This is a genomic window from Mucilaginibacter gotjawali, from assembly GCF_002355435.1.
GTDB lineage: Bacteria > Bacteroidota > Bacteroidia > Sphingobacteriales > Sphingobacteriaceae > Mucilaginibacter > Mucilaginibacter gotjawali.
Genome location: NZ_AP017313.1, coordinates 4,079,786 through 4,106,228 on the forward strand (window position 1 = coordinate 4,079,786; position 26,443 = coordinate 4,106,228).

General features: G+C 42.5%; 31 protein-coding genes and 1 tRNA gene. 18 read left to right on the top strand and 14 right to left on the bottom strand.

Features of this window, described 5'->3' with window-relative positions; all coding sequences use genetic code 11:
• Positions 1–23: 23 nt before the first annotated feature.
• Complete coding sequence (locus MgSA37_RS18020) at positions 24–644, bottom strand: hypothetical protein (protein WP_096353876.1); 621 nt, start codon at positions 642–644, stop codon at positions 24–26.
• A 172-nt stretch (positions 645–816) separates the two neighbouring features.
• Between MgSA37_RS18020 and MgSA37_RS18025 the strand changes: the two genes are divergently transcribed.
• The 4 genes from MgSA37_RS18025 (at position 817) to MgSA37_RS18040 (ending at position 5,079) form a co-directional block, all read left to right on the top strand.
• Positions 817–1,695, top strand: a complete 879-nt coding sequence (locus MgSA37_RS18025; RefSeq protein WP_096353877.1) for an aldo/keto reductase — start codon at positions 817–819, stop codon at positions 1,693–1,695.
• 35 nt (positions 1,696–1,730) lie between these two features.
• On the top strand, positions 1,731–1,958 hold the full coding sequence (locus MgSA37_RS18030; protein WP_096353879.1) for a hypothetical protein: 228 nt from the start codon (positions 1,731–1,733) through the stop codon (positions 1,956–1,958).
• A gap of 156 nt (positions 1,959–2,114) precedes the next feature.
• Positions 2,115–3,908 (top strand): DNA polymerase III subunit gamma/tau, encoded by a 1,794-nt coding sequence (locus MgSA37_RS18035; protein WP_096357573.1) that lies wholly within the window; start codon positions 2,115–2,117, stop codon positions 3,906–3,908.
• Positions 3,909–4,017: 109 nt separating this feature from the next.
• Positions 4,018–5,079: a sterol desaturase family protein gene (locus tag MgSA37_RS18040; protein WP_197706019.1), complete on the top strand. Its 1,062-nt coding sequence runs from the start codon at positions 4,018–4,020 to the stop codon at positions 5,077–5,079.
• 54 nt (positions 5,080–5,133) lie between these two features.
• Here MgSA37_RS18040 and MgSA37_RS18045 read toward each other — a convergent pair whose 3' ends face one another.
• From MgSA37_RS18045 to MgSA37_RS18055, 3 genes are all read right to left on the bottom strand, one after another.
• Positions 5,134–6,450: a gluconate:H+ symporter gene (locus MgSA37_RS18045; RefSeq protein WP_096353881.1), complete on the bottom strand. Its 1,317-nt coding sequence runs from the start codon at positions 6,448–6,450 to the stop codon at positions 5,134–5,136.
• Positions 6,451–6,568: 118 nt separating this feature from the next.
• Positions 6,569–6,763 (bottom strand): type II toxin-antitoxin system RelE/ParE family toxin, encoded by a 195-nt coding sequence (locus MgSA37_RS29780; protein ID WP_096353882.1) that lies wholly within the window; start codon positions 6,761–6,763, stop codon positions 6,569–6,571.
• Positions 6,760–6,972: a hypothetical protein gene (locus MgSA37_RS18055; RefSeq protein ID WP_096353884.1), complete on the bottom strand. Its 213-nt coding sequence runs from the start codon at positions 6,970–6,972 to the stop codon at positions 6,760–6,762. The genes MgSA37_RS29780 and MgSA37_RS18055 overlap by 4 nt, the downstream gene beginning before the upstream one ends.
• 108 nt (positions 6,973–7,080) lie before the next feature.
• On the opposite strand from MgSA37_RS18055, the gene MgSA37_RS18060 reads away from it, so the two are divergent.
• The gene (locus tag MgSA37_RS18060; protein WP_096353885.1) at positions 7,081–7,488 is read left to right on the top strand and encodes a VOC family protein; all 408 of its coding nucleotides are present in this window, start codon (positions 7,081–7,083) and stop codon (positions 7,486–7,488) included.
• Positions 7,489–7,584: 96 nt separating this feature from the next.
• Here MgSA37_RS18060 and MgSA37_RS18065 read toward each other — a convergent pair whose 3' ends face one another.
• Both MgSA37_RS18065 and MgSA37_RS28305 read right to left on the bottom strand, forming a co-directional pair.
• Positions 7,585–7,989 (bottom strand): hypothetical protein, encoded by a 405-nt coding sequence (locus MgSA37_RS18065; RefSeq protein ID WP_096353887.1) that lies wholly within the window; start codon positions 7,987–7,989, stop codon positions 7,585–7,587.
• A gap of 15 nt (positions 7,990–8,004) precedes the next feature.
• Positions 8,005–8,172 carry a hypothetical protein gene (locus tag MgSA37_RS28305; protein ID WP_157750623.1) on the bottom strand — a complete coding sequence of 56 codons (168 nt, stop codon included), beginning with the start codon at positions 8,170–8,172 and terminating at the stop codon, positions 8,005–8,007.
• Between the two features lie 137 nt (positions 8,173–8,309).
• Here MgSA37_RS28305 and MgSA37_RS18070 point away from each other — a divergent pair, with 137 nt between their 5' ends.
• Positions 8,310–9,860 (top strand): alpha-N-arabinofuranosidase, encoded by a 1,551-nt coding sequence (locus MgSA37_RS18070; RefSeq protein WP_096353888.1) that lies wholly within the window; start codon positions 8,310–8,312, stop codon positions 9,858–9,860.
• A gap of 16 nt (positions 9,861–9,876) precedes the next feature.
• On the opposite strand, the gene MgSA37_RS28310 is transcribed toward MgSA37_RS18070, so the two are convergent.
• Positions 9,877–10,047 carry a hypothetical protein gene (locus MgSA37_RS28310; protein WP_157750624.1) on the bottom strand — a complete coding sequence of 57 codons (171 nt, stop codon included), beginning with the start codon at positions 10,045–10,047 and terminating at the stop codon, positions 9,877–9,879.
• Between the two features lie 367 nt (positions 10,048–10,414).
• On the opposite strand from MgSA37_RS28310, the gene rpsF reads away from it, so the two are divergent.
• The 5 genes from rpsF (at position 10,415) to mtgA (ending at position 13,175) form a co-directional block, all read left to right on the top strand.
• Positions 10,415–10,783, top strand: coding sequence for a 30S ribosomal protein S6 (rpsF, locus tag MgSA37_RS18075; RefSeq protein WP_096353890.1), 369 nt, complete (start codon positions 10,415–10,417; stop codon positions 10,781–10,783).
• Positions 10,783–11,046: a 30S ribosomal protein S18 gene (rpsR, locus tag MgSA37_RS18080; RefSeq protein ID WP_096353891.1), complete on the top strand. Its 264-nt coding sequence runs from the start codon at positions 10,783–10,785 to the stop codon at positions 11,044–11,046. Before rpsF ends, rpsR begins: the two co-directional genes overlap by 1 nt.
• 15 nt (positions 11,047–11,061) lie before the next feature.
• Positions 11,062–11,505 carry a 50S ribosomal protein L9 gene (rplI, locus tag MgSA37_RS18085; protein ID WP_096353893.1) on the top strand — a complete coding sequence of 148 codons (444 nt, stop codon included), beginning with the start codon at positions 11,062–11,064 and terminating at the stop codon, positions 11,503–11,505.
• A 233-nt stretch (positions 11,506–11,738) separates the two neighbouring features.
• Positions 11,739–12,329 carry a hypothetical protein gene (locus MgSA37_RS18090; protein WP_096353894.1) on the top strand — a complete coding sequence of 197 codons (591 nt, stop codon included), beginning with the start codon at positions 11,739–11,741 and terminating at the stop codon, positions 12,327–12,329.
• A gap of 87 nt (positions 12,330–12,416) precedes the next feature.
• Positions 12,417–13,175 carry a monofunctional biosynthetic peptidoglycan transglycosylase gene (mtgA, locus tag MgSA37_RS18095; RefSeq protein WP_172885341.1) on the top strand — a complete coding sequence of 253 codons (759 nt, stop codon included), beginning with the start codon at positions 12,417–12,419 and terminating at the stop codon, positions 13,173–13,175.
• 231 nt (positions 13,176–13,406) lie between these two features.
• Here mtgA and MgSA37_RS18100 read toward each other — a convergent pair whose 3' ends face one another.
• Genes MgSA37_RS18100 through MgSA37_RS18115 form a run of 4 tightly spaced genes read right to left on the bottom strand, consistent with a single transcriptional unit; the run spans position 13,407 to position 15,078 of the window.
• Positions 13,407–14,015 carry a YdeI/OmpD-associated family protein gene (locus MgSA37_RS18100; protein ID WP_096353896.1) on the bottom strand — a complete coding sequence of 203 codons (609 nt, stop codon included), beginning with the start codon at positions 14,013–14,015 and terminating at the stop codon, positions 13,407–13,409.
• 21 nt (positions 14,016–14,036) lie between these two features.
• Complete coding sequence (locus tag MgSA37_RS18105; RefSeq protein ID WP_096353897.1) at positions 14,037–14,324, bottom strand: YciI family protein; 288 nt, start codon at positions 14,322–14,324, stop codon at positions 14,037–14,039.
• Positions 14,325–14,382: 58 nt separating this feature from the next.
• Positions 14,383–14,574, bottom strand: coding sequence for a hypothetical protein (locus MgSA37_RS18110; RefSeq protein WP_096353899.1), 192 nt, complete (start codon positions 14,572–14,574; stop codon positions 14,383–14,385).
• Between the two features lie 18 nt (positions 14,575–14,592).
• Positions 14,593–15,078, bottom strand: coding sequence for an ABC transporter ATPase (locus tag MgSA37_RS18115; RefSeq protein ID WP_096353900.1), 486 nt, complete (start codon positions 15,076–15,078; stop codon positions 14,593–14,595).
• Positions 15,079–15,181: 103 nt separating this feature from the next.
• On the opposite strand from MgSA37_RS18115, the gene MgSA37_RS18120 reads away from it, so the two are divergent.
• Complete coding sequence (locus tag MgSA37_RS18120; protein WP_096353902.1) at positions 15,182–15,646, top strand: hypothetical protein; 465 nt, start codon at positions 15,182–15,184, stop codon at positions 15,644–15,646.
• A gap of 131 nt (positions 15,647–15,777) precedes the next feature.
• Here MgSA37_RS18120 and MgSA37_RS18125 read toward each other — a convergent pair whose 3' ends face one another.
• Positions 15,778–16,575, bottom strand: a complete 798-nt coding sequence (locus MgSA37_RS18125; RefSeq protein ID WP_096353903.1) for a (Fe-S)-binding protein — start codon at positions 16,573–16,575, stop codon at positions 15,778–15,780.
• A 100-nt stretch (positions 16,576–16,675) separates the two neighbouring features.
• Positions 16,676–17,977 (bottom strand): (Fe-S)-binding protein, encoded by a 1,302-nt coding sequence (locus tag MgSA37_RS18130; protein ID WP_096353905.1) that lies wholly within the window; start codon positions 17,975–17,977, stop codon positions 16,676–16,678.
• Positions 17,978–18,227: 250 nt separating this feature from the next.
• Here MgSA37_RS18130 and MgSA37_RS18135 point away from each other — a divergent pair.
• Positions 18,228–18,300: transfer RNA gene (locus MgSA37_RS18135), tRNA-Phe, on the top strand.
• Between the two features lie 191 nt (positions 18,301–18,491).
• Here MgSA37_RS18135 and MgSA37_RS18140 read toward each other — a convergent pair.
• The gene (locus MgSA37_RS18140; protein WP_172885342.1) at positions 18,492–19,226 is read right to left on the bottom strand and encodes a helix-turn-helix domain-containing protein; all 735 of its coding nucleotides are present in this window, start codon (positions 19,224–19,226) and stop codon (positions 18,492–18,494) included.
• Positions 19,227–19,652: 426 nt separating this feature from the next.
• Here MgSA37_RS18140 and MgSA37_RS18145 point away from each other — a divergent pair, with 426 nt between their 5' ends.
• The 5 genes from MgSA37_RS18145 (at position 19,653) to MgSA37_RS18165 (ending at position 26,117) form a co-directional block, all read left to right on the top strand.
• Positions 19,653–21,314 (top strand): alpha-L-fucosidase, encoded by a 1,662-nt coding sequence (locus tag MgSA37_RS18145; protein ID WP_096353908.1) that lies wholly within the window; start codon positions 19,653–19,655, stop codon positions 21,312–21,314.
• Positions 21,315–21,395: 81 nt separating this feature from the next.
• Entirely contained in the window at positions 21,396–22,409 is a 1,014-nt protein-coding gene (locus tag MgSA37_RS18150) for a zinc-binding alcohol dehydrogenase family protein (protein ID WP_096353910.1), read from the top strand.
• Between the two features lie 113 nt (positions 22,410–22,522).
• Positions 22,523–24,139 (top strand): glycoside hydrolase family 31 protein, encoded by a 1,617-nt coding sequence (locus MgSA37_RS18155; RefSeq protein ID WP_096353912.1) that lies wholly within the window; start codon positions 22,523–22,525, stop codon positions 24,137–24,139.
• Between the two features lie 161 nt (positions 24,140–24,300).
• Complete coding sequence (locus tag MgSA37_RS18160) at positions 24,301–25,404, top strand: substrate-binding domain-containing protein (protein WP_096353914.1); 1,104 nt, start codon at positions 24,301–24,303, stop codon at positions 25,402–25,404.
• A gap of 68 nt (positions 25,405–25,472) precedes the next feature.
• Positions 25,473–26,117 carry a carbohydrate-binding family 9-like protein gene (locus tag MgSA37_RS18165; RefSeq protein WP_096353915.1) on the top strand — a complete coding sequence of 215 codons (645 nt, stop codon included), beginning with the start codon at positions 25,473–25,475 and terminating at the stop codon, positions 26,115–26,117.
• Positions 26,118–26,443: the final 326 nt, after the last annotated feature.

Consider the following 26,443-nt stretch of genomic DNA (forward strand, 5'->3'; position numbering starts at 1 on the left):
CGACGATATTCTACAGAATCTATTTAATACTCCTTATGATACCCCAACCCAAAAACTATCCCAAATGAAACGTAACTGTGCTGCGATACATTACCCGATAACTTAAACCCGAAACTATGCCCAAAGCCTGTTGGCCTGCCAACAGGAATGAGGTAATAGATATGATATTTTCGCTTGCGGCCCTTAAACCACATTACATTCATTTCAAAAGGCAGGCCCGGGTAACGTGACTCCAGTTGCAGCCTGTTGTTATTGGAAGAGTAGATGATTTCCCTGTCGTTGTATGAAACACCGGCCGAAACACTGAAGGCCTCGTCGTCGTCAACCGTTCTCCATCCATATAAAACGCTCCATTCGGTAAGGTGCCCCGCATCTTTAAAATACGGAAACACCGTAAACGGTGAAAGTTTAACCGTTGCAACGGTAAATGATTGAATGGCCACAACCCTCAATGTAAATAAACTTTTATTGCGCTGATAATTAAGGCTCGAATTGAATTGTACGCCGCCAATACCGGATATGGGTACGCTAAAACCGATATCCCCGTAAATAATAGGGTTGGTTTTTAATTTCAGGCTATCCTGTCCGAAAGCGGGTAAAGAGAACAGAAAAATAAAACAAGGTAAAAAGAAAAGGTGTTTCATTGCAATAGTTTGGTTTAAGGGATTACGGGGAAGATATTGCAACTGATACAATTACAGCTTTAAATCGGAGGCGGAGCTAAACTGAGTTTAATGTCATTTTTAAAATACGTAGCATAGAAGCTGAGAAAGCCACTGATACTTGTTTTAACTTAGCGGAAATAAATCATCAACCATGTTAAATAAAGGAACAATAACTATTGCAGGCAAAAGCGAAAACCCTTTAACCGTTAACCGCCTGGGCTACGGAACGATGCGCCTTACCGGCGAAGGCATCTACGGAGAACACCCAAACCGGCCTGAAGCGTTGCAGATCTTAAAGCGGGCCGTTGAAGCAGGCGTTAATTTTATTGATACGGCCGACTATTATGGCGAGGATGTTACCAACCGGCTGATATATGAAGCCCTATATCCCTACGGCGGTGACCTGGTGATTTGCACCAAGGTTGGCGCAACACGCAAACCCGACAAAAGCTGGATTCCCTTTAACACGCCGGAGAACCTGCGCAGCAGTATTGAAAATAATTTACGGACCCTGAAAATAGAACAGGTGAGCCTGGTGCACTTCAGGGTAATGCCGGGTGTTGGAGATTTTGAAGAATCAATGGAAGCCATGTTTCAAATGCAGCAGGAAGGAAAGATTTTGCACGTTGGCGTAAGCAACGTAAGCCGCGACCAGTTGGAAACTGCTATAAAAATGGGTCCGGTAGCCACTGTTGAAAATATGTATGGACACGCGCAACGCAATTCAATGAAAAGCCATTATGGCGATACCAACGGCGGCGCCGAAGTGCTTGACATTTGTGAAGCCAATGGCATACCACTGGTGCCCTATTTTTCACTATTTATGTCCATGCCTAAAAAGGATACGCGCATTGCAGAGATCGCCAAAAAATATGCCATCAGCGAAGTACAAGCTAATATAGCCTGGCTGTTGCACCGTTCGCCATGGATCCTGCCCATTCCGGGAACATCTGCGCTGAAACATTTCGAGGAAAATTTAAAAGCAGCCGAAATTGAGTTAACAAAAGAAGATATGGATTTTTTAGAATAAAAGGCGATGTTTGGTTGATTTTAAATTAAACATTTATGCTGATTGAAAATGAAATTCCGGAATATGCGGCCGAAGAAACTATAACTATGCTTGCCCCCGGCGATGATGACGATGCAGACGATGGGGATGGCGATTGGTCGGATATCGACGACGAAGATTTTGAAGATATGGCTGAAGACCGGGATGATCTGCATGAAATAGAGTTGGATAACAACATTTTTGATGTGGATGACGATGATCATTTGCCGGATGATGACGATTGATCTGGCTTTTTAATCTTTATCTTAATTATAATAACGGTTAGCCAGGCGTATATAAATTGTTGATGTATTCCGCAGATTTTACGGCAATAAATCAACTTATTAGCTAATTACACACACCACTTTCAGGATAACCATTTTGTTATTACCTTAGTGGCTGTGGATAATTTTATTGTTTCGGCACGCAAATACCGCCCTGTTACTTTCGAAAGCGTTGTAGGTCAGCAGCATATTACCAATACGCTCAAAAACGCCATCAAGAATAACCAGCTGGCGCAGGCCTTTTTGTTCTGCGGTCCGCGCGGTGTGGGCAAAACTACCTGTGCGCGTATCCTCGCTAAAACCATCAATTGCGAAAATTTGCAGCCCAACGGCGAAGCCTGCGGGGTTTGCGCCTCCTGCCTTTCGTTTCAAAATGGCAACTCCTTTAATGTGCACGAACTGGATGCCGCCTCCAATAACTCGGTTGACGATATCCGCAGTTTAATTGAGCAGGTACGTATCCCGCCCCAGGCTGTACGGTATAAGATCTACATCATCGACGAAGTGCACATGCTGTCGCAGGCAGCTTTCAATGCGTTTTTAAAAACGCTGGAAGAACCGCCGCACTATGCCATTTTTATATTGGCTACTACCGAAAAACATAAAATACTGCCTACTATCCTTTCCCGCTGCCAGATCTTTGATTTTAACCGCATCAGGGTAGAGGATATGGCCCATCACCTGGCAGCTATCGCTAAAAAGGAAAATATCAGTTATGAGAACGATGGTTTACACATCATCGCCCAAAAAGCTGATGGCGGGTTGCGGGATGCTTTGTCTATGTTCGACCAGATTGTCAGTTTTTCCGGTGGAAATGTTACTTACCGCTCGGTAATCGACAACCTTAACATCCTTGATTACGACTATTACTTTACCATAACAGATCGTTTGCTGAATGAGGATAATGCCAAATCGTTATTGTTGTTTGACGAGATTTTGGGTCGGGGTTTTGACGGAGCCCATTTTATTTCGGGGCTATCAGACCATTTTCGTAACCTGCTGGTAAGCAAGGATCAATCAACTTTAAAACTATTGGAGGTTAGCGAGGGGATTAAGGCTAAATACCTGCAGCAATCGCAGGCCTCATCAGTTTCTTTCCTGCTGTCAGCTTTGAACATAGCCAACCAATGCGATATTAACTATAAGCTGAGCAAAAACCAGCGCTTACAGGTGGAGCTGGCATTGCTGAAGATGTGTAACCTGCAATCCGTCTTTAATCTCGCGGCTAACCCGCTCGCAACAATGCCCGCGCCGGACGGGCAATTAAAAAAAAAACCTGATTCCGCAGTAATCAGGGAAGAAAGCCCCCAAAAAGTTGAAGAGAAAGTGGCATTAGCCAGCGATCCGCAGGTTGCTTATCAAGCCACAAAACCCCAATCTGCTCCGGCAACTCCGGTAACTACTGCTGTATCGGCACCTGCTGAAAAGCCCAAAATATTTATGCCTGCCGCAAGTGGTTTGTCAATTCCATCCTTAAAAGACGTGCGTAAAACCAGGGAAGAAGTGATGGAAGAGGAGGACCCCTATATAAAAGGGACTGCCAAAGACGATTATACCCCAGATCAGTTTTCAAAAGCCTGGAGCGATTTCGCGGCACAGCTAAAGGCCGATGGTAAAAAAAATGCGCTCACCATATTTATTTCTAATCCGCCAAAACTTACCGGTCCTCATATCTATGAAATTATTGTAGAAAATAAGGTTCAGGAAAGTACTTTCCGTGATGAGCGGCCCAACCTGTTGAATTTTTTGCGAACCACGTTAAGGAATTTTAACATTGAAGTTACCGCAAGGATAGATGAAAAAGAAGTGGTAAAACGCCCTTATACCGCTATCGAGAAATTCCAGTACATGGCCCAAAAAAATCCGGCGATGATGGATTTAAAGAATAAGTTTAATTTAGATTTTGATTAAGAGGAGTCGATAGACCATGGACCATAGTCCATAGCTGTTTTGGGATATATTCTGCCATGGAAATCGTTAATTTTGAAAGTGTTTTGCCATGGACTATGGACCATCGACCATGGACTTAATACTTATCGACCACGGACTTAAATCTATAAATATGGAGTTTTTAAAAGCAATCTGGGAAAATTTTACCGGCTTCTTCGGCTTCGGGAATTTAATTGATATTCTAAAATCGGGTAAGTACGACCGGTTACTTACCTACCAGGGGATTACTGCTGTTTTAGGGCCCTTGATTCCTTTTTTATTGATTGTTGAAATCATCCGTGCTGCATTTTACAAGCGTTTCAAGGTAATTGATTATAAGATCTCATTTTTCACTTATGTGCTGAATGCTTTTGTAGGCCGGGTAATATCATTTGCTATGGTGGGTATTTGTATCGGGCTTTTCGAAAAGTATGCTATCGTTAAAACTTCATTTACCTGGTATTGGTTTGTTTATGGTTATATAGTTTGGGAGTTTGCCCACTTTATTTATCATTACCTGGCCCATAAGGTGCGTTTGTTTTGGTGCCTGCATTCAACCCACCATGCCCCTGCATCCATGAATTTATCGGTTACCTACGCACACTTCTTTTTGGAGGGCCCTTATGCCGATATTATTCGTACCACCATTTGTATTTTGCTGGGCGTAAACCCCGCCATGTTGTTTGTGATCATGTTTATTGATGGTACCTGGGGCGCATTGATCCATATTGGCGAAAACCTGGTGAAAGATGCCCGCTTTGGGTTTTTAGGAAAAATAATCCTGACGCCCTCATTTCACCGGGTGCATCATGCCAAAAATCCACTTTATATGGATACCAATTTTTGCAACCTTTTAAATATATGGGACAGGGTATTTGGCACCTACCAGCCGGAAGACAGGGCAATCCCTATTGAGTACGGTATTACCCGCCCCATGAAACCACATAGTTTTCTGGATGCTTATTTTGGTGAGATCGTGGCCCTTGCAAAAGATGTGGCAAAAGCTCCCGGCGTTAAAAATAAGTTTCTATACATCTTTATGCCCCCGGGCTGGAGCCATACCGGCGATCATAAAATGTCAAGCATTGTGCGGAAGAAATATTTCGAGGAAGAACAAAATGCCAAACTTCAGCCTGAAATAATAAAAAACTGAGTTGACTTCACCAATTTTCTACCATGAACCATTAACTATTAACCACGAACTAACTCATACCACCTGGTTCAATACCAAAACCCCAAGCAATCCCACGACTGAAACAATGGTTTCCATAGCCGACCACGATTTAATAGTATCCTTTATCGAGAGATTGAAATACTCTTTAAATAACCAGAATCCCCCGTCGTTTACATGAGAAAAGGCCAGGCTGCCGGCGCCGATGGATAAAACCATCAGGTTTGGGTTGATGCTGTGATCGCGCAACACCATCGAAGATACTATCCCGGCGGCCGTAAGCCCTGCAACCGTGGCGGAGCCTAAACTGATGCGGATGATTGCAGCGATCAGCCAGCCTAAAACCAGCGGCTGCAAATTAAGGGTTTGCAGCGCGTTGGAAATTTGGGTGCTAACGCCGCTGTCGGTAAGTACCTGCTTAAATGCGCCCGACCCGGCGATAATGAGCAGAATGAGGGAAATATCCTTAACCGCGTCACCATAAATTTCGCCGAGTTGTTTCATTGTTTTGCCCTGGCTCAGGCCCAGGGTGTAGGTGCCCACCATAATGGAAATGAGCATAACAATAGGTGCATCGCCGATAAAGGCAATAAATTTATGCGTGCTGCCGGAGGATTTATCAATGTTGAGATATAAAGTCGTCGCCATCAGCAGGATTACCGGTAATAACGCAGTCAAAAAACTCTTCCCCGATCCGGGTAGCTGATCTGCCGGGATTTCTTTGGCGATAAATGTTTCCAGCGGGGTTGAAGGAATCTTTTTTAACGTTTGTGCGAACACAGGCCCTGCCAGTATCACTGCAGGTATAGCAACCAAAAGTCCATAAAACAAAGTTTTACCCATATCAGCATGGAAAATTAACACGAGCGCGGACGGCGAGGGGTGGGGTGGTAAAAAGCCATGGGTAACCGATAAAGCGGCCAGCATGGGCAGGCCGATATAAACCGCGGGCAATTTATATTTATAAGTAACCGAAAATATGAGCGGTACCACCAGTACAAAACCTGTATTATAAAATAAGGGTATGCCGATAATAAAACCTACTATTAATAGGGCCCACTGGATATGTTTAACCCCAAAAGCATTCACCAAAACATCAGCAATTTTTTGAGCCGCGCCGCTTTCAGCGACCAGTTTCCCCAGCATAGCGCCAAGGCAAATGATAATGGTGATTGATTTCAGCGTATCGCCCAAACCATTTTGAACTGAAGCAGTAACCTTACCCAACGGGATTCCAAGCAGTAAACCGACGGCTATTGAAACAATAAGGAATGCTAAAAAAGGGTTTACTTTTGCCCAGCTTACTAAAAGTACCAGCAGGATGATGCAAAAAAAGATGGTTAACAGGGCCATTGATTGGGTTATATATCGGGTTAGCCTGTAAATATAGAATCCTGGCGGTTATCCCAGAAAAATAAAATTAAAATTTCATTTTCGTGGATCTCGTAATAGAATGATGCCTGTTTGGAAATTAAGCCTTTTCGAACAGTTTCCTCAATTGATGGACTTTATACATGTACGGGTTTTCAGCCGTCAATTTAAGAACTTTATCAACACGCATTAAGAATTTATCGGCCTGCCTGGATCCCCATTCGCCTGCAATATAATTTTTGATTGATAAAAGGATTTCTAACGCATCATCAGTAAAAATAACGCTGCGGCTCATTGGGCAGCAAGAATTTCTTTCACCTCTTCATAGGTCTTGGTTTGGCCGTTCCTCGCTTGTTCCTGGCTTTTTTTAATGCCAGCTTTGACGTTTTCCGGTAAAGTCGTCCAAAAACCCGGTTCTTCTTCCACAATAGACGCATTTGCCGCTTTTACCACTTCGTAAAAAAGATTCTTGTATTTTTCATCAAGGTCAATTACCAATCGCATATTGAAGGATTTATAATAACAAATATAAGTTTTTAGGTAATATCATTATTTGCTTTGAAATTTTTTGAATGTAAAAACTTTGTACATTAGTATAAAAAACAACCTCAAATGAAACTAATCCCTTATTTAAACTTCGACGGTAATACCGAAGAAGTAATGAACACTTACGCAAGAATTTTTGAAGGAACAGTGCATGATGTCAGCCGTTTTGGTGATACCAACCCGGATATGCCCGAATCGCACAAAAACGGGATCATGCACGCGCGCTTAACTTTTGGCGATAATATGCTGATGTTTTCAGACGGAATGCCCGGCCACAAAGTGAACCATGGCGACGGGATCAGCTTAAGCATTGGCCTGAACGATGAAGCAAAGGCTGTGTCTGTTTTTGATCAGCTGAGTGAAGGTGGTATTGTTACCATGCCAATGGCCAAACAATTTTGGGGCGCCCTGTTTGGTATGGTTACAGATAAGTTTGGCATCCACTGGATGATCAATTGCGAAGCCGGTTCATAATTAACGATTGATGGTTCACAACACAAGCCGGTAAAATAATCGGGGTGGATGGCTTATTGTTTTGTTGCATTGACACTGTCCGGTACTGCACACTGCCTATTGCCTCACCGCCGTAACCTGTGATCCGTCATCCCCTCTCGTCTCAAAAATAATTTCCTTATCCGTTAATTCAGCTACCCAAAAAGGAAATTTGCGGGTGGTTCCGTCCGGCAGGCTTTCGGTATAGTTGATGTTATGCCCTTCGATGCTGAATTTGCCATGCGAGAGTAGTTTGCCGCCCCACATAATGATCAGTGTATTATTTGCTGAGAATTGAATATAAGGAACCGCGTAGGTAAGGTCATGCTTGCTTACTGTATCAGGCGGGTAGGCGTGCGGGTGTTCCACTTTGATGTATTTCCATTTGCCGTAAAGTTCATCGGCGCTGATAGTGGATTTGCAGGCGGAAAAGGACAGGATAAATAAAGGTGTTAGGTGAAATAAACGTCTGAGATAATTCACAATGACAAGATTAAACTAAATCCATTCATTTCTTACTTCTTTTTGGTAAGCGAGGCCGTCAATTCCTCTTTTTAATTTACCAAAGTGTTTCCGTAAACTCTTTTTCCCTGTTTCCTTATTCAGTAGCGCAATAGCCTGTTGAACTTTTTCCTTTGTAACAGGGTTTTTAATTTCTATTGTCATATTCAAATATAGCAAATTATTTTTTTATGGATACATTCAACAAAACATCTGCCAATAAAAATAATCGCACAAAATGCTAGGATTTGAAAATTCTTTATACATTTAACAATTGTTATTTTAACACTTATTAACCAGTTATGATCTTCAAAAAACAACTCAGCATTTTACTGTTCCTGGCCGGGTCTGCCTTGGCCGCAAATGCACAGACAACGGCTAATCTTAGCATCAGCAACGATTCAAAACTCATCGTCAGCAAGTACATCTACGGCCAGTTTGCCGAACATTTGGGCCATGGTATTTACGGTGGTTTTTGGGTAGATAAATCTATGCCGGTTGAAAAGCAGGATAGGATACGGCTTGATATTGTTAAAGCACTCGTAAAAATAAAGATTCCCAGCCTGCGCTGGCCCGGCGGTTGTTTTGCCGACGAATACCACTGGCGCGATGGCATAGGCCCGGCCGAACAAAGGCCGAAAATGGTAAACACCAATTGGGGTGGCACTACCGAAGATAACAGCTTTGGTACGCATGAGTTTCTGGAGCTTTGCAGCCTGCTGCACTGCGAACCTTATATGGCCGCCAATGTTGGCAGCGGAACAGTGGAAGAAATGTCCAAATGGATTGAATATGTAAATAGTAACAGTACCAGTACCGTTGCCGAAATGCGCAAACAAAACGGACACCCTGACCCATACAAAGTAACTTTTTGGGGTATCGGTAACGAGAGCTGGGGCTGCGGCGGCAACATGACGCCTGAGTTTTATAGCGACCAGTTTAAGCGCTACGCGTCTTTCGCCAAAAACTATCCCGGCGCCCCGTTGAAAAAGATTGCGAGCGGACCCAATTCAGATGATTATAACTGGACCGAAGTGATCATGAAAAACATCCCTGATTACTTTATGTGGGGTATTTCATTGCATTATTACACCGTACCAACCGGCAACTGGGGGCATAAAGGATCAGCTACCAGTTTTAGCGAGAGCGAATATTTTGCTACTATGCAGCGCTGCCTTAAAATGGATACGCTGGTTACAAAACATTCGGCCATAATGGATAAATATGATCCCGAAAAACATGTAGCACTGGTAGTTGACGAATGGGGTGTTTGGACCGATGTAGAACCCGGCACCAACCCAGGCTTTTTATACCAGCAAAACAGCCTGCGCGATGCTTTGATAGCCGGTACTAACCTTAATATCTTTAACAACCACTGCGACAGGGTGCGCGGCGCGGCACTGGCGCAAACCATCAATGTGCTGCAATCGCTTATCCTAACCGATAAAGAAAAAATGCTGCTGACCCCAACTTATCATATTTTTGATATGTACAAAGTGCACCAGGATGCCAAATATTTGCCGATTCAACTAATCTCTCCTGATTATGTGGTTGACGGTAAAAAAATGGCCGCGGTAAATGTTTCTGCTTCGCAGGATTCATCAGGCAGGGTGCATATCTCGCTGGTAAACCTTGATCTGCATAACAATATTACGATCAGCACTGCATTGAAAAATATCCAGTGGAAAACAGTTAACGGCCAGATCCTGACCTCGGCTAATATCACCGATATCAATACTTTTGACCAACCAGATAAAATCCACCTTGAAAATTTTAAAGGCGCCAAAAAAGACGGGGATAATTTAGTAGTGGTACTGCCTGCAAAATCAGTGGTTACGCTGGAATTGCAATAATAGTTTAGCCCGGTTGCTATGGCAACCGGCGGAAATAAGATACGTTGCTTTCGCGCCAGGGATAGTAGCGGATACAGGCCTTTGTGGCTAAGGCCTTGTGCAGTATGAGCGGATAGCCCGCCCGGGCGCCCACATTATTAGCGGCGGCAGTTAGCAGTTTATGAATGAAATACGTTAATACGTTCACACCATAAACGATGAATATCTGTTAAAATGAACGATGTAGAGACGCGATGCTTCGCGTCTCAATGCCTGCGACCCTGTGAAACGCCATTCAGACAAAAGACGCGATGCATCGCGTCTCAATACCTGCGACCTTATAAAAGCGCCATTCTGCCAAGAGACGCGAAGCATCGCGTCTCTACAATTTTCCATTAATTTAATCTTACCCGTTTCTATCAAATAATCAACAACATACCACCAAATCCTCATTAACAAACCCCAGCAAACACAACTGGATATTTTTTCACAAAAAGCACACACTTTTTCACAAAAACTTCTTACATTTGCAGCCCCGTAATAGCGGGTAATTTATTAAAAATCAAAGTATAACAATGCAACAGTACGAAATCGTGATCGTTCTAACCCCGTTGTTGTCAGTTGAAGCTGCTGCCGAAGGCATTGCCAAGTTCAGCAAAATTCTTACTGATAACGGAGCCGAAATTGTCCAGGAGGATAATTGGGGTTTGAGAAAACTTGCGTACCCTATCCAAAAAAAGACGACAGGGTACTATCACTTAACTGAATTCAGGGCTCCGGGTGATTTAATTAACAAACTGGAGATCGAATTAAGGCGCGACGAGCGTGTTTTGCGTTTCCTCACCATCGCTTTGGACAAACATGCCATCGCTTACAATGAGAAAAAACGCAGCGGCGCTTTCAACCAAAAGAAATCAGTTAAAACAGAGGAGGCTGCAAACTAATGGCAAACGAACAAATTAAATACGTTACCGCTCCAAAAGTGGAGGATACACGTAAAAAATACTGCCGTTTTAAAAAGAACGGGATCAAGTATATTGATTACAAAGACGCTAACTTTTTATTAAAGTTTGTTAATGAGCAGGGTAAAGTATTACCACGCCGTTTAACCGGTACTTCATTAAAATTCCAGCGTAAAGTGGCACAGGCTGTTAAGCGTGCACGCCACATCGGTTTATTACCTTACGTTACAGATTCACTTAAATAATCAGGAGGTAAAAAAATGGAAGTTATTTTAAAACAAGACGTAAAACACCTCGGTGATAAAGACGACGTAGTAAAAGTAAAACCAGGTTATGGCCGTAACTACCTTATCCCTAAGGGTTATGCTATCCAGGCTACTGAATCTGCACGCAAAGTTTTGGCTGAAAACCTTAAACAGGCCCAGTTTAAACAAGAGAAGATCCGCAAGGATGCTGATGCTATTGCTGCCCGTTTAGAAGGCGTGAAATTAACCATCGGCGCTAAAGCAGGCGAAACCGGCAAAATTTTCGGTGCTATCAATACAATTCAAATTGCTGACGCTTTGAAAAAAGAAGGCTTTGAAGTTGACCGCCGCCGCATCACTTTTGACCAGGAGCCAAAATTTGTTGGTGAATATATTGCCAACGTTAACCTGCATAAAGAAGTAAAAGTTCAGGTGCCGTTTGAAGTGGTAGCTGAGTAAGTTGATTTCGGAATTTCGATTTCGGAATTGGATATTAGAATATTTAAAGGTGTTTTGCGTCGCAAAGCACCTTTTTTATTATTTGCTTCTTAAAGTCTCCCCCCCCACCGGGGGAGATTTAGAGGGGGCTCTTTTTTCATTGCTACGTAAATATTCTGATACGGAGTGCCGCAGGAAACGGGATTCCGGATAAATTCATCTACTTTTCATAAAAATATTCCATCTTCATCAGCATGAAAAAATTATCACTAATAATAGCAATTCTATTTGGCGCTGTTTATTGCGCCTCTGCTCAATATTATAATAACGCGCCAACCGCAAAATTCGGTATCGGCGTAAGCTCCGGGTTTGCAACCGGCGCTGCCTCAGGGGTATTTCCCGAAGCAGGGGGCATATCCCTGAACCTTGACCTCCCCATTGATAAATCACCTTTAAGCTTTTTGGTAAGCACTGGTTACACTTTCTATGTATCAGGCGGCGGTTATTCTTTTGATTATTATGGCTACGGATATGGTGCATCAACGTACGTGAGCGGCGATGTAGCCTCGTTTATTCCCGTTGAAGCCGGTCTTAAACTACGGTTTGCGCACAGGCTTTTTGTTGAAGGCCTTGCCGGTGTATCATTCAATGTTAATGCCTACCCTTCGGATTATACTGGCAAAGCTACTGCACTCATTTACTCACCAGGCATGGGATATAGTTTCCCGCTGGACTATAACGGCAGATCAAATTTGGATTTGAGCCTGAACTACGAAAACCGCCAAGAACCCGGTGGCGGTTATAGCCAGGTGGCTTTAAAGGCTGTATGGAACTTTAAGTTATAATTGGTTAAAATGTAAACGGCATGGCAAATAAATTGCCATGCCGTTTTTTCATTCATCAAAGGCCGTGGTTTTTTGTATTTTTAACCGATGAAAACTTCCAGGGCTAAAGTTGCTCCAAATAGAAAATCAGGCGTCTCCAATTCAAAAGGGATCTTTAAAGGCGGAATCTTCAGGCTTATTTTTCGGATACTGAAATTGGTGATCATCGTTTTTGTGGTAGGCAGTGTGTTTTTTGTGGTGCTTTTCCGTTTTGTTAACCCGCCTGTTACTTACCTGATGATTGAGCGCGGTTTTGAGCGCAAAAGCGCAGGCAAGGAATGGAAGATTGACAAGAAATGGATCAACTTTGATGAAATTGCGGATCCCATGAAACGCGCCGCCGTAGCCGCGGAAGATCAAAAGTTCCTGGACCATTTTGGCTTCGACTTTAAAGCCATGGAAGCGGCTATTGATAAAAACGCGCATAGTCATAAGTTGCAGGGCGGCAGTACCATCTCACAGCAAACTGCCAAAAACATTTTCCTTTGGCAGGGCCGCTCCTATTTACGGAAAGGGCTCGAAGCATGGTTTACGATATTAATAGAGACCTTTTGGAGCAAAAAGCGCATTATGGAGGTTTATTTGAACGAAATTGAAATGGGTGACGGCATTTACGGTGTTGAAGCCGCCTCGCAGGCCTATTTCCATAAATCGGCACACGATCTTAATAATTACCAGGCCGCTGCCATTGCTTCCATCTGGCCCGATCCGCTAAAATGGTCAGCCACCGATCCGAGCGATTATGTGCGCCATCGGCAATACCTCATCAGGAAGAATATGCGAAGACTAGGGCCGCTGGATTTTTAGCCCCGGCCCCCTGGCCCCCTAAAGGGGGAGTTTAATTCTGATAGTTCGGAGCCTTCCCGGCTGTTGCCTCTAATGCTATTGATTTAAGGGAAAAGAACAAAATCAATATCGAATAATGAATATTGAATTTCGAAGTTTTTTATTTCATTATTCAATATTGGGCATTCGGTGTTCGATATTAAAACACTCCATTTAATAGCTTTCATATTCCCCCTTTAGGGGGCCAGGGGGCTATTTATACTTCCAATTCCTTGTCTTCCCTTCCCCTATCCATTCCACGGCTGTTTCCATCCGTTTCAGGCGGGTAGCTTCCGCTTTGGCGTCTACAATCCATTCCAGGTACTCACGTTTGGCTGATGGACTGAAATCATAATAAACTTCCAGCGCTTTTGGGTTGGCACCTAACAGCTCGGCAAAATCAGCGGGCATTTCAATCGGCGCTTTGGGAGCTGTTTCTTTTTTTACCGCAGGCTTTTTGTTCTCAGCTTTATTCAATTCCATAGCCTGCCGTATAAAATCAATTAAAATTTCGTCGGAAGGCAGTTCATTTAAGCTGGTGATCTTTCCAAAACTCCCCGCGGTACCATCCTCCTCTTTTATTAACTTACCCGGATCATTTAATTGTTTTTGTTTCCAGAATCCAAAACCCATATGTTGCTTAAAGGCGGCCATCTGGCAAACCGGGCCGTTATAATCAAAAAAAGGGAAGCCCCATTTCATAGTTTCAGTTAATAAAGGAGATACCGAGTGTACCAGTTGCCGTAAGTGTTTTAAAATTGGTTGTGCAAACGGGGCGGCTTTTTCTATGTAAGCATCTACCCGGCTATCGTATTGTTCCATACGCTAATTTAATTACAAAAATTAACTTAGCAAATCTTTAAGCGCAGGGTGATATTGAGAGGTTAAAAATTCGGTGACGGTAAACTCCGCCAGTTTATGCTTATGAAAGGGATCCTCTGAAATTATTTTTTCTACCTCTTCAACCGACCCGGCTAATGCCAATATAACGCCGCCTGTACGCGGAACTTTCCTGCCTGAAGCCACGAACACATTTTTGTCGTAATATTTACGAAGGTATTTCACATGATCGGCCATGTGTTGGTCTAACTCTTCCAGCGGAACAATATAGTTGAGATTTATAATGAACATGCTATTAACACTAAGGCTATTAATTAATTATTAGAAGAGTTCTTCTACCAGTTTGCCATTAGATATCTTTAAGACTCAACGGCTTCATTTTCCCCACCTGCAATTGTTTAACTTCTCTTAAAGCTTCCGCAATTTCCAGCGTAATTTTACTCACTTTTGGTTCTTTAATAACTTTTGCCTTAAATTTTTTCAAAATAGTTAACACCGCTTCGGCATCGCTATCTTTTATTTGCACGGTGAAAGTTGTCATACACAAAGCTAACTATAATCAAACATTTATCAAATCGCGGAATAACTGGATGTGCCAGCTATCCTTAAACGGCACTTCCCATTTGGTTTGCAGTTCGCTTAAGTTTTGCACCATGTTATTAAATACTATGGTGTCGGTATTGATACTGCCTTGTTTGATGAGGTTTTCAAAAACATGCCGCGGCGCCGAAAGCACTTCGCTGCCTTCGCGGTAAGCCAGGTTGAACCGATCCAGCAGGCTGATGTTAAATTGTTGTTGCATATCCTTGATAAAACGGACGGACTTATCAATGGAGCAGCCACTGGCGCCTGCCTGGCTTTCGTCAACGGTTAAAATTAAAAAGCGGTTGTACCTTACTTCGCCTTTCGCTTTTAGCTGGTTATTGTGTGCCGTCCAGCCGGTGGCAAAGCTGTCGAGTTCGTTTTGTATCAGCTGTACTTCCCTTTCCGACAGTTCCCTGTCAGCCTGGTAAACCCAAACCCTTGAATTTTCTGAAAATTGCATGTACAAAGCTATGCATTTTATTAATTAAGGGATTAACTTTGTTGTCATGCTAATATCAGATACCCAATATCCACGTTATTAACAGGATAAGCCGATTTTTACTATGAATGTTAAAAAAGTACTTATAACCACTGCATTTATTATTGCTTTATCAACCAGTTATGGGTTTAAATATCGTTTTGATGAACAGGACTGGCTCAGCTATACCAACCGCTGCCTTGCACAATCCTACGACGCATCGGGCGACAGTAAACTGAAAAAAGTAGAGTTTTTTTTAACACCTGATTCTTTTATCCGGCTGCGTAAAACCTATGCGAAAGGCAAACAGGAATATTACTCCTTTAACCTGCACCAACTGAATGATTTTGATTACCTGGGCAGCAGCACAACGGGTATTTTAGAATTTAAAACCCTGGCGGATGATATCATTGTACAGACCTACAACGACCGCCACGGCGATGTGGATTCCATGACCACCGTATTGGACATCCCTGTAAAGAACATGGAACCTGAACGTTTGGACAGCCTGCACGAAGCTTTGAATTATTTTAAAGCGAAGAGATTATAATTCCGGACACTATCCATTTAAAGAGAGAAACAGAATTTATTACTGAACACCGAATATCGAAGGCTGAATATTGAAGTTAAAAACTTCGAAATTCGATATTCAAAATTCGGTGTTCGTTATTACTTGCCGGCTTATAACCCGTTTGCTCTTACAGTGATCTCCGCAATATCCAGCACCTGGATTTCCTGTTCTTTATTTTCATTTTTAACGCCGTCGCTTAACATCGTCATGCAAAACGGGCATGCAGCCGCAACCACGCTGGCTTTTGATTCCAGCACATCGGTCATCCGTTCAATATTGATATCTTTCTTGCCTTTTTCGGGTTCTTTAAACATTTGTGCACCGCCGGCGCCGCAGCATAAGCCGTTGGATTTGCAACGTTTCATTTCTACCAGTTCGGCATCCAAAACTTCCAGCGCCGCACGCGGGGCCTCATAAACATTGTTTCCACGGCCCAGATAGCAGGGATCATGATAGGTGATCTTTTTGCCTTTAAAGCTTTCGCCGCCTTCGGCCTTTAATTTGCCTTCGTCAATCAATTGCTGGATCAGTTGCGAATGGTGGATCACTTCGTAATTGCCACCTAAACCAGGGTATTCGTTTTTAATCGTATTAAAACAATGCGGGCAGCCTGTTACTATTTTTTTGATCTCATACGCATCCAGCACCTGTATGTTAGCCATCGCCTGCATCTGGAACAGGAATTCATTACCCGCGCGTTTCGCAGGGTCGCCGGTACAGCTTTCTTCGGTACCCAGCACCGCAAAACCGATGCCCACATGATTCAATATCTTGCAGATATCGCGCGTGATTTTTTGCGCACGCTCATCAAAACTACCGGCACAGCCCACCCAAAACAGTATTTCGGGCTTTTTGCCTTCGGCAGCCATTTCGGCAACAGTTGGAACGGTTAATGGTTCATGGTTCATAGTTCATTGTATTTGTCCATAGTCGATGGACCATAGACCATGGAATATTTTCTCTAACTTCTAAATTTTTGCCATGGACTATCGACCATGGACTATGGTCTTAAATATTTTCCTTCCAATTCAACCTATCCGCACTGCTGTACTTCCAGGGTGCGCCGTTGTTTTCAACGTTGCTGAACATATTGTTTAAACTAGCCGGGGCCTGCGACTCTTCCATCACCACATAGCGGCGCATTTCGATAATAATTTCCAACGGGTTAATATTTACCGGGCAGGCATCGGTACAGGCATTGCAGGTGGTACAGGCCCATAATTCTTCGCGGGTGATATAATTATCCAGAAGTGATTTATCGTCCTTAAAATCCTTGCCGTGTTTATCTATGTTGTTGCCCACTTCAGTGATCCTGTCGCGGGTATCCATCATGATCTTGCGGGGCGACAGTAACTTCCCCGTTATATTCGCCGGGCAAACCGAGGTACACCTGCCGCATTCCGTACAGGTATAAGCCTCCATCAGGTTTTTCCAGGTAAGGTCTGTTACATCTTTGGCGCCGAATCTTCCTGGCTCGCCGGCTGTTTCGGGCACAAATGAAGGATCAAGCATGGCTTTTACCTCATTGGTAACCGAGGCCATATTGGTCAACTGTCCTTTCGGATGCAGGTTTGAATAATACGTATTCGGGAAAGCCAGCAGGATATGAAAATGCTTGGAATACGGCAAATAATTTAAAAACGCGAGGATCCCGACGATGTGGAACCACCAGCAACCACGTTCTATCATCTCAAGCGAACTTGCGCCATCAGGCAGCATAGGTGCAATAAACGAACTAACAGGAAAACTACCCGCTTTGATATAATGACCAAAATTTAGCAGCTGCAACTTGTGGTCGGCAGCGTTCATCGTTAAAAATGCGGTCATTAACAGTATTTCGATGATGAGGATATAGTTGGCGTCGGATCGTGGCCATTCGGTCATCTCAACGCCGCTAAAGCGCTTTAAACGGGCAATGTTACGCCGTGACAGGAAAGTAATACAGGCAACAAGTACCAACAGCGCCAAAAATTCAAAACCGCCGATAAGTAAATCATAAAGGCTGCCCAGGGGCTTTGAAAAGATGCGGTGCGACCCAAATACGCCGTCGATCATGATCTCCAACACCTCAAGGTTGATAATAATAAAGCCTGCGTAGATGAAAAAGTGCATTACGGCAGCAAGCGGCCGTTTCACCATTTTGGTTTGACCAAGGGCTATTTTAGCCATCGTTTTCCAGCGCAGCGCGGGGTTGTCCGAGCGGTCGGTGTCTTTACCCAAAAGAATATTGCGCCTTATTTTACCGGCATTTTTGCTGAACAGGTAAATGGCGGCGGCAAGGATGATGATAAAAAGAATCTGTGCAATCATTATGCGTGCATAGTATTTTTCAAATATAGTTGAAAAGTTTTAAGGTTGAAAAGTTTTAAGGTTGAAAAGTTGTATAGCGACATAATCGATTACAAACGAACCAATTACAGATAAATAGTCTTTTTATAATGATCGGATATTTTAACCTTACAACATTCCAACCTTACAACATTTCAACGTCTTGAATCTTTTTTCAAAAAAAATTAAGGTAAAATAAAAAAAACGCTACATTTGCAATCCCGAAACGGACGGTATCATAGCTCAGTCGGTAGAGCAAAGGACTGAAAATCCTTGTGTCGCTGGTTCGATCCCAGCTGATACCACAAAAATTCAAAAGGTCATTTTCAAGCGAAAATGACCTTTTTTGCGTAAAAAGGCATATTTCTGTCTCACTCTTTTATAATAGGTCTATTGCGCGACTTAACAGTTTAAAAGATTGAATTGACCGAATATTTATAGTGAAGCCTATAACGCTTAAACCGCAAATGGATGGCGATCATCTTGGATGACAAATTCAAAATATAACCTGCCGTTTGTACAAAGCTGGCGTAGTTCCCTTAATTTCTTTAAATACTCTTGAGAAATGATGCCGGTCTGAAAAACCACATTCACCTGAGATTTGCGCAATACCGGCATCGGTGTGCTGCAATAATATAACAGACTTATCAATCCTTTTCCGTTTAATATACTGCTGAATCGAAAACCCTGTAAATTCTTTAAAGAGGCGGGCAAACGAGTTTTCGACCATGTTGGCCTTATCCGCAAATAGCTTGTTGGGTAATCGTTCTCCCAGGTGCTGTTCGATAAAAGCTAATGCATTTGATACCCTTTTGTCAACAATTTGCACTTGCCACCGGTTTCTGGGAATTTCGTCGAGTAAGCATAAGATAAGGCCGTTGATGGCGGCACACACCGTAAAATCAAATGTATCGTCACCTTTAATGCAGTATTCCTTTATTTCGTCCAATAATTTATTTTCTCTTTCCCTCACCTTGAATGTATAGATAGCCGGTTGAAGCAAATCATAAGGTAGCCCAAGATTAAAGTGTATAAACAAGTGATCAGACATGATTCCGTTCGGCAATTCGGCCCGGCTGACTATTTTTCGCCGGTAATGCCTTTCATTTATTCCGTTTTCAATATTGCCTTTCAACCTTGTCGAGAATGGTGTATTTGGTGGAATTATCAGAATTTGCTCTTTATGGAGAACTGTGTTAACTCCATTATAGCTAACTGCAGCATCACCCATGGTATTGTAATAGAGTCGCCAGAAAGGAGAAGCCAGATTAGTACATTCCCACTCCATGATCATCCAATAATGACAGCAATGCAGCCTGAGGTTAATATCAGGAAAAATCTGTCTCACATTTGACGGGTCGTATTTCAGCCGGTCCGAAATATCTTCTTTCATTTTGATATGTTTAAATCATTCACAACACCGTGTGTTTATAACTACGTGAAAGTTTCCACTTTAACATAACTTTGACAGCTGCGAATGTGCAAAATATCCAATCATAATTTAATACCAAAGGATAAGAAGATATAAAATATCACATTAATTATAACCTGAAAAGAATGAAAATAGCTAAAGCCAATTGTTTTGCTTATTCTCTTTTTGCGTGCAAATGAAAGGCTGAAATCAAAATAAATTAAAAACTATTTACCGTGTGATTGAATGAAAAGAAGAACAGTTATTAAGGGGCTGGCGACAGGATTGTCATCATTATACCTTTCCAGGGTATATGCGGGTAATTATTTTAGTTCAACATCCAATCCCGGTTTGGCGCCGGGCCCGTTTCAGCCAAATTGGGAGTCGTTATCAAAGTACAAGGTGCCGGATTGGTTCAGGGATGCCAAATTTGGTATCTGGGCTCATTGGGGCCCCCAATGCCAGCCTGAGCGGGGCGACTGGTATGGGCGCGGTATGTACCAGGAAGGCAGCGATCAGTACAAATTTCACTGCGAAAAATACGGGCATCCTTCAAAATTTGGCTTTAAAGACGTGATCCATGAATGGAAAGCCGAAAACTGGGACCCTGAAGGATTGGTTGAGCTTTATAAAAAAGCGGGTGCGCAATATTTTGTTGCTTTAGCCAATCATCACGACAATTTTGACCTTTACGATAGTAAATATCAGAAATGGAACTCAACCCGGATCGGGCCCGGAAAAGACCTGATTGGCGGCTGGGCAAAAGCGGCTAAAAAAAATGGCCTGCCTTTTGGTGTCAGTGTTCATGCGAGTCACGCCTGGCGATGGTATGAAACGGCACAGCGGTCGGATAAAACCGGGACTTACGCCGGCATTCCTTACGATGGCAAGATGACGGCAGCAGATGGCAAGGGTAAATGGTGGGATGGTTATGATCCGCAGGAATTATATGAACAAAACCATCCTTTGAGCCTGAACAGCCTGGATGACAACTCAATTGGCGAACAATGGGACTGGAGCCACGGTGCAAATCAACCTTCAAAAGCTTATTGCGAAAAATTTTATAAACGCACCATCGATCTTATTGAAAAATACGAGCCCGAACTTTTGTATTTTGATGATACCGCATTGCCACTGTGGCCTGTAAGTGATGCTGGCTTGCGCATTGCCTCGCATTTCTATAACTCCAGCATTAAAAGGCATGGAGATCTTCGGGCGGTGCTTACCGGGAAGATCCTGGATGAAAAACAGCGCAAGTGCATGGTTTGGGACATTGAGCGGGGACAAAGCAACCAGATTGAGCCTTTACCCTGGCAAACTGATACCTGTATTGGCGGCTGGCATTACGACCGCAGGATTTTTGAACAGCATGGGTATAAAAGCGGTAAAACAGTTGTTCATACCCTTGCCGATGTGGTGAGCAAAAACGGCAACCTGCTTTTAAATATCCCCGTTAGGGGCGATGGCACCATTGATGCCGATGAACGTGCTGTTGTTGACGAAATTACCGGTTGGATACAGGTGAATAAGGAATGTATTTTTGGCAGCCGCCCATGGAAGGTATTTGGTGAAGGCCCCGCTATGGAATCAAGTGCACAATTAAGTGCGCAAGGCTTTAACGAGGGAAAGGGTAAACCATTTGGTGCAGAGGATGTCCGTTTTACTATAAACGGAAATACCTTGTACGCAATTGTATTGGGCTGGCCAGGCGAAAAGGATGCAGTTATTAAATCCCTGGCCACCCAATCAGCGCAGCTGAGCGGCCGTAAAATAGATGGTGTAACCTTACTTGGTTATAATGGAAAATTGGAATGGTCGCAAACACAGGAAGGGCTAAAAGTAAAAATGCCCGCAGAGCAACCGTGCAAACATGCTATTGTACTTAAAATCAATGGCGCTATTAGTTAATCGCTGAATAAAACGCCGGTAAGGGGTGGTGCTCTTTTGCGGGCGCGGCCATCATCATTACCCATAAATTAAAGCAGATAAATGAAAACATTGGTATGCGTTGAACCCGGAAGGTTTGAATTTGAGGAACGGGACGCGCCGGTTTTGAAAGAAGACCATGCGATTATAAAGATCAGGAGAATAGGGATCTGTGGAACTGATTTGCATGCATTTGAAGGCACACAGCCTTATTTTGAATACCCCCGTGTTTTAGGCCATGAGTTGGCTGGTGATTTGGTAGCTTTTAATAATGCACCAGGTTTTACACTGGGTGAAAAGGTAACATTTATACCTTATTTTAATTGCGGCAATTGTATTGCCTGCCGCTCGGGCGGCCCTAATTTTTGTGTAAATATTAAAGTTTGTGGTGTACACATTGATGGGGGTATGGCTGAATACCTGATGGTACCATCACCATCGCTGATACATGGAGACGGGCTTGGTGTTGATGAACTGGCATTGATTGAACCATTGGCTATTGGTGCCCATGGAATAAAACGCGCCAATATTAAGCCGGGCGAGTTTGTATTGGTAATTGGCGCCGGCCCGATAGGTTTAGGCACGATGGAGTTTGCCCGTATTGCCGGGGCAAAAGTAATTGCATTAGATATTAATGAGGCACGCCTTAAGTTTTGTAAAGAAAAAATCAAGGTCGATCATGCCATAAATGCGCTTTCAAATACCGTATTACAGCAGTTAATGGAAATTACGAATGGCGACATGCCAACTGTAGTGATTGATGCAACGGGGAACCTTAAAGCAATTAATAATGCGTTTCAATATATGGCCCATGGCGCCAGGTATGTTTTGATAGGGTTGCAGAAAGGCGATATCAGCTTCAGCCATCCTGAATTCCACAAACGGGAAGGAACATTAATGAGCAGCAGGAATGCACTGCGCCCGGATTTTGAACATGTTATTGATTGTTTGAAGAAAGGAATGGTTGACCCGTCAACCTATATTACCCACCGTGCTGATTTTGACCAGGTAAAAGATGAATTTGAAAGCTGGCTGAGACCGGAAAATGGCGTGATAAAAGCGATGGTTTCAATGTGACCATTTACCATACGGGTTTCCTGCCGTGCTCTGCGCGCCACTTTTGTTTTATTATTATGTGCTCGCACACGCATTTTTTTTATATTTGATTTCAAATCGTCAAATACCTGCAAATGGAAAGAAAACTGTTAATAATCATCTTATTTTTATTTCTGTATAATACCACATTTTCACAAAGTTCAAATTATAAGCCTAAACGAATTATAAAAATCAACAAGGGCGAAAAGTGGTTTGGCGGAACTGTTGATGATGGTTTTGTAATGCCATTTACTGACGGGTATAAATTAAATCTTTACGGCAATAATAAAGGCAACCAGGCGGCGCCTTTATTATTATCCACCAATGGCCGTTTTATCTGGAGTGATCAGCCGTTTGAATTCAGCTTCAGTAATGGACAGCTGATCATTGACAAAGCCCTAGATAGCGTGGTGGTTGTAAACGCTGGGACATCCCTTTCGGATGCATTTAAGCTGGCAAGTAAGAAAAACTTTGCACCGGGCGGTAAAATGCCCGACAGCCTGTTATTTAGCCGCCCGCAATATAATACCTGGATTGAATTAGCCTATAATCAAAATCAAACCGATATATTAAAGTACGCTCACCAGGTGATCGATAATGGTTTCCCTGCAGGTGTTTTGATGATTGATGATCACTGGGCCGATTATTATGGTAAATTCAGCTTTAGAAAGGATAGGTTTCCTGATCCGGCATCCATGATAGATCAGCTTCATCTTTTAGGGTTTAAAGTAATGCTATGGGTATCGCCGTTTATTTCCTCCGACTCCGAAATCTTTCAAACATTGAATGATAAAAAGCTTTTATTAATGGATAATAAAGGCGATAAAACCCTTACATGGGATAAAGCAGACCAGGCTGCAATCATACACTGGTGGAATGGCTACAGCGCTTTATTGGACTTTACCAATCCTAAAGCAGTGGAATGGTATAGTGATCAGTTGCATAACATGGTTACAAACTATAAACTGGATGGCTTTAAATTCGATGCGGGCGACATGGAATTTTACTCCGGAAATATGGTATCCTTTAAAGCTGCGTCACCCAACGAACAAACATCCCTTTGGGGTGATTTTGGATTATCCTATCCGCTGAATGAGTACCGCGCTATGTGGAAAAAAGGCGGGCAGCCCTTAGCTGAACGATTGCGCGATAAAAAGCACTCATGGGAAGATTTGCAAAAACTGATACCGGATATTACTGTAGCCGGGCTGCTTGGTTACCAGTTTACCTGCCCGGATATGATTGGCGGCGGTGAATATGGTTCATTTATCGGGCTGGCTAAAATCGACCAGGATCTGGTCGTCAGATCCGCCCAGTGCAGCGCCTTAATGCCCATGATGCAATTTTCTGTAGCGCCATGGAGGATATTGGATTCCGTTCATCTTAAAGCCGTAAAAAAAGCAGTGGATATAAGGATGGCTTATACGCCATATATTATGAAAACTGTAAGACGATCAGCCTTAAGCGGCGAACCCGTCATTCGAAACCTGGCGTATCAATTTCCTGGACAGGGCCTGGATACCGTCAGGGACCAGTTTATGTTAGGTGACGCACTGATGATCGCCCCCCTGGTAAACAAAGGCAACAGCAGAAAGATCATTTTCCCGGCAGGGAAGTGGAAATATTCCAATGGGAAAGTATTTGAAGGGCCGGCAACAAAAACCCTCGGGGTAGCGTTGGATCAAATCCCCGTTTTCGAAAAAATACAGTGATCATTTACCGCTGTATATAACCCTCCTACCCACAGTGTTATAAATCGTTCAACACCATGGCATCGAAGTTTTTTCAGCAATTGTAAACGCATTGTCCCCGCTGAACTGACTAAAGGATATTTTTTCGTTAATTTGTGTGTGATATCCATCATCTTGTAGTAATGAAAAAAAAACTTGTTCCATCGAATTTGCCCGTACGAATTAAAGATATAGCACTAAAAGCAAACGTGTCAACAGGTACAGTAGATAGGGTTATCCATAACCGTGGCCGGGTAGCAGACGATGTAAAAGAGCGTGTATTAAAAATAGTTAAAGAACTTAACTACGAGCCGAATATGATGGCCCGTATGCTCGGTTCTAAAAGACAGTATTACTTTGCCGCACTCCTCCCCGATCATCACTATGATAATTTTTGGCTTGCACCTAAATTGGGGATCGAAAAAGCTGAACAGGACTTAAAGCAGTATGGTGTAACGGTTGAACAATTTGTTTTTGACCCCCAGGACGTAAACTCCTACGTTGCCAAAGCCAATGAGATAACCCAAAAAATGCCTGACGGGATTTTGCTTTCACCCATATATTATAAGGAAACGTTAATGTTTTTTGAAAAGTGGAAAGAACAAGCAATTCCTTTCGTCCTGTTTAATACCCAGATAGCGGATTATGACCCTTTAAGTTACATAGGGCAGGATTCATACCAAAGTGGCCAGGTGGCCGCAAAATTAGTGCATTACGGACAGCCCTCCCCTTGCTCTATCTTAATAGCCCATATTGATGAAGAATTAAGTAATGCGCAGCACCTGGTGAAAAAGGAACAGGGCTTTAAGAATTATTTTGTACAAAACAACCTGGAGCATCAGTATAATATTTTAAGAGTTGAACTTAAAAGATCCAGCCAATCCAGCTTTATAAAAAAGTTGGACGAGATTTTTGAGAAAACCATTGATCTTAAACAAATATTTGTAACCACCTCGCAGGCATATGACGTAGCGAAATATTTGGAACAAAAGTATATTACACACATCAAGCTTATAGGTTACGACTTGATTCCACCAAATTTACACTACCTGGAGAAAGGTAATATCAGTTTTCTGATTAACCAAAACCCAAAAGGGCAAGGTTATTGGGGTATTTACCAGCTGGCAGAACACCTGGTTTTCAAAAAAGAAGTACCTATACTTAAATACCTTCCTTTAGATATTGTAACCAAAGAAAATCTGAATTATTTTTTGGATGAGAAGGACCCGTTTATTGCTAATTTCTAAGCATAAGGGTTTATTTGTTAATTAAAACATCTTAGGCGGCACTTTATTTTTGCCGTTATAATTACAAAATGAAGTATCTCCGTGTTCCCTTTGTTTCAACAATTACAGCCGCTACTGCAATTACAGATGTCTCTTTTTTTTTAAACGGAGCAACAAGACATAGCATTGACAACTTATTGTGGAGTAATAGTGGCTATAAACCAAATGTTTCGTTTGCTATTGCATATACAAGCGAAAGCATTTTATTGAAATACTTTGTAACTGAAAAATATACCACAGCAGTATATCACGAAATTAATGATCCTGTTTTTGAAGATACCTGTGTTGAATTTTTTATTGCCTTTGGTGATGATAAGAATTACTATAATTTAGAATTTAACCGGCTGGGCACCCCCCTTGTCGGTTACGGCCCGGGCAAGCAGGATCGAACCCTCCTGCAAAATGCCTCTATTTCTCAAATAAAAAGTCTGGGTAAAATGGCATCAGAACCTGATGCAGAGGGCCATATAGAATGGGAGCTAGCTTTATGCATACCTTTATCGTTGTTTGTTCACCATCATATTAACCCGTTAACTGACAGCATTGGACGGGTAAATTTCTTTAAATGCGGCGACAATCTCCCTGAGCCGCACTTTTTAAGCTGGAGCAGCGTTGACAGCCCTCTGCCTGATTTCCATTTGCCGGAATTTTTTGGCACCATTCAGTTCATTTAAAAGACATTAACTGATTCTTTGACTGATTTATTGATCCTAAAGATAAATGACAGTTAAAACATTACCAATTTGTCAATAAATATCACAATTTTATTGAGTTTTTTACCTTTTTAACATCAATTTAATATTAAAATAATAAAAATGCATTTTTTACGAAAAAAATAATTTTCTATGTGTGCGAACACGCAATTAAATTACATATATTTGTTTTAGCGATCAAATACACTTAATAATGAACGTATATGGAGATATATACACAATTAAATTTTGCGTATTCGGCGACACCTATTTTTTTTTGCAATTAACATTAAACAAACTAAAATGCA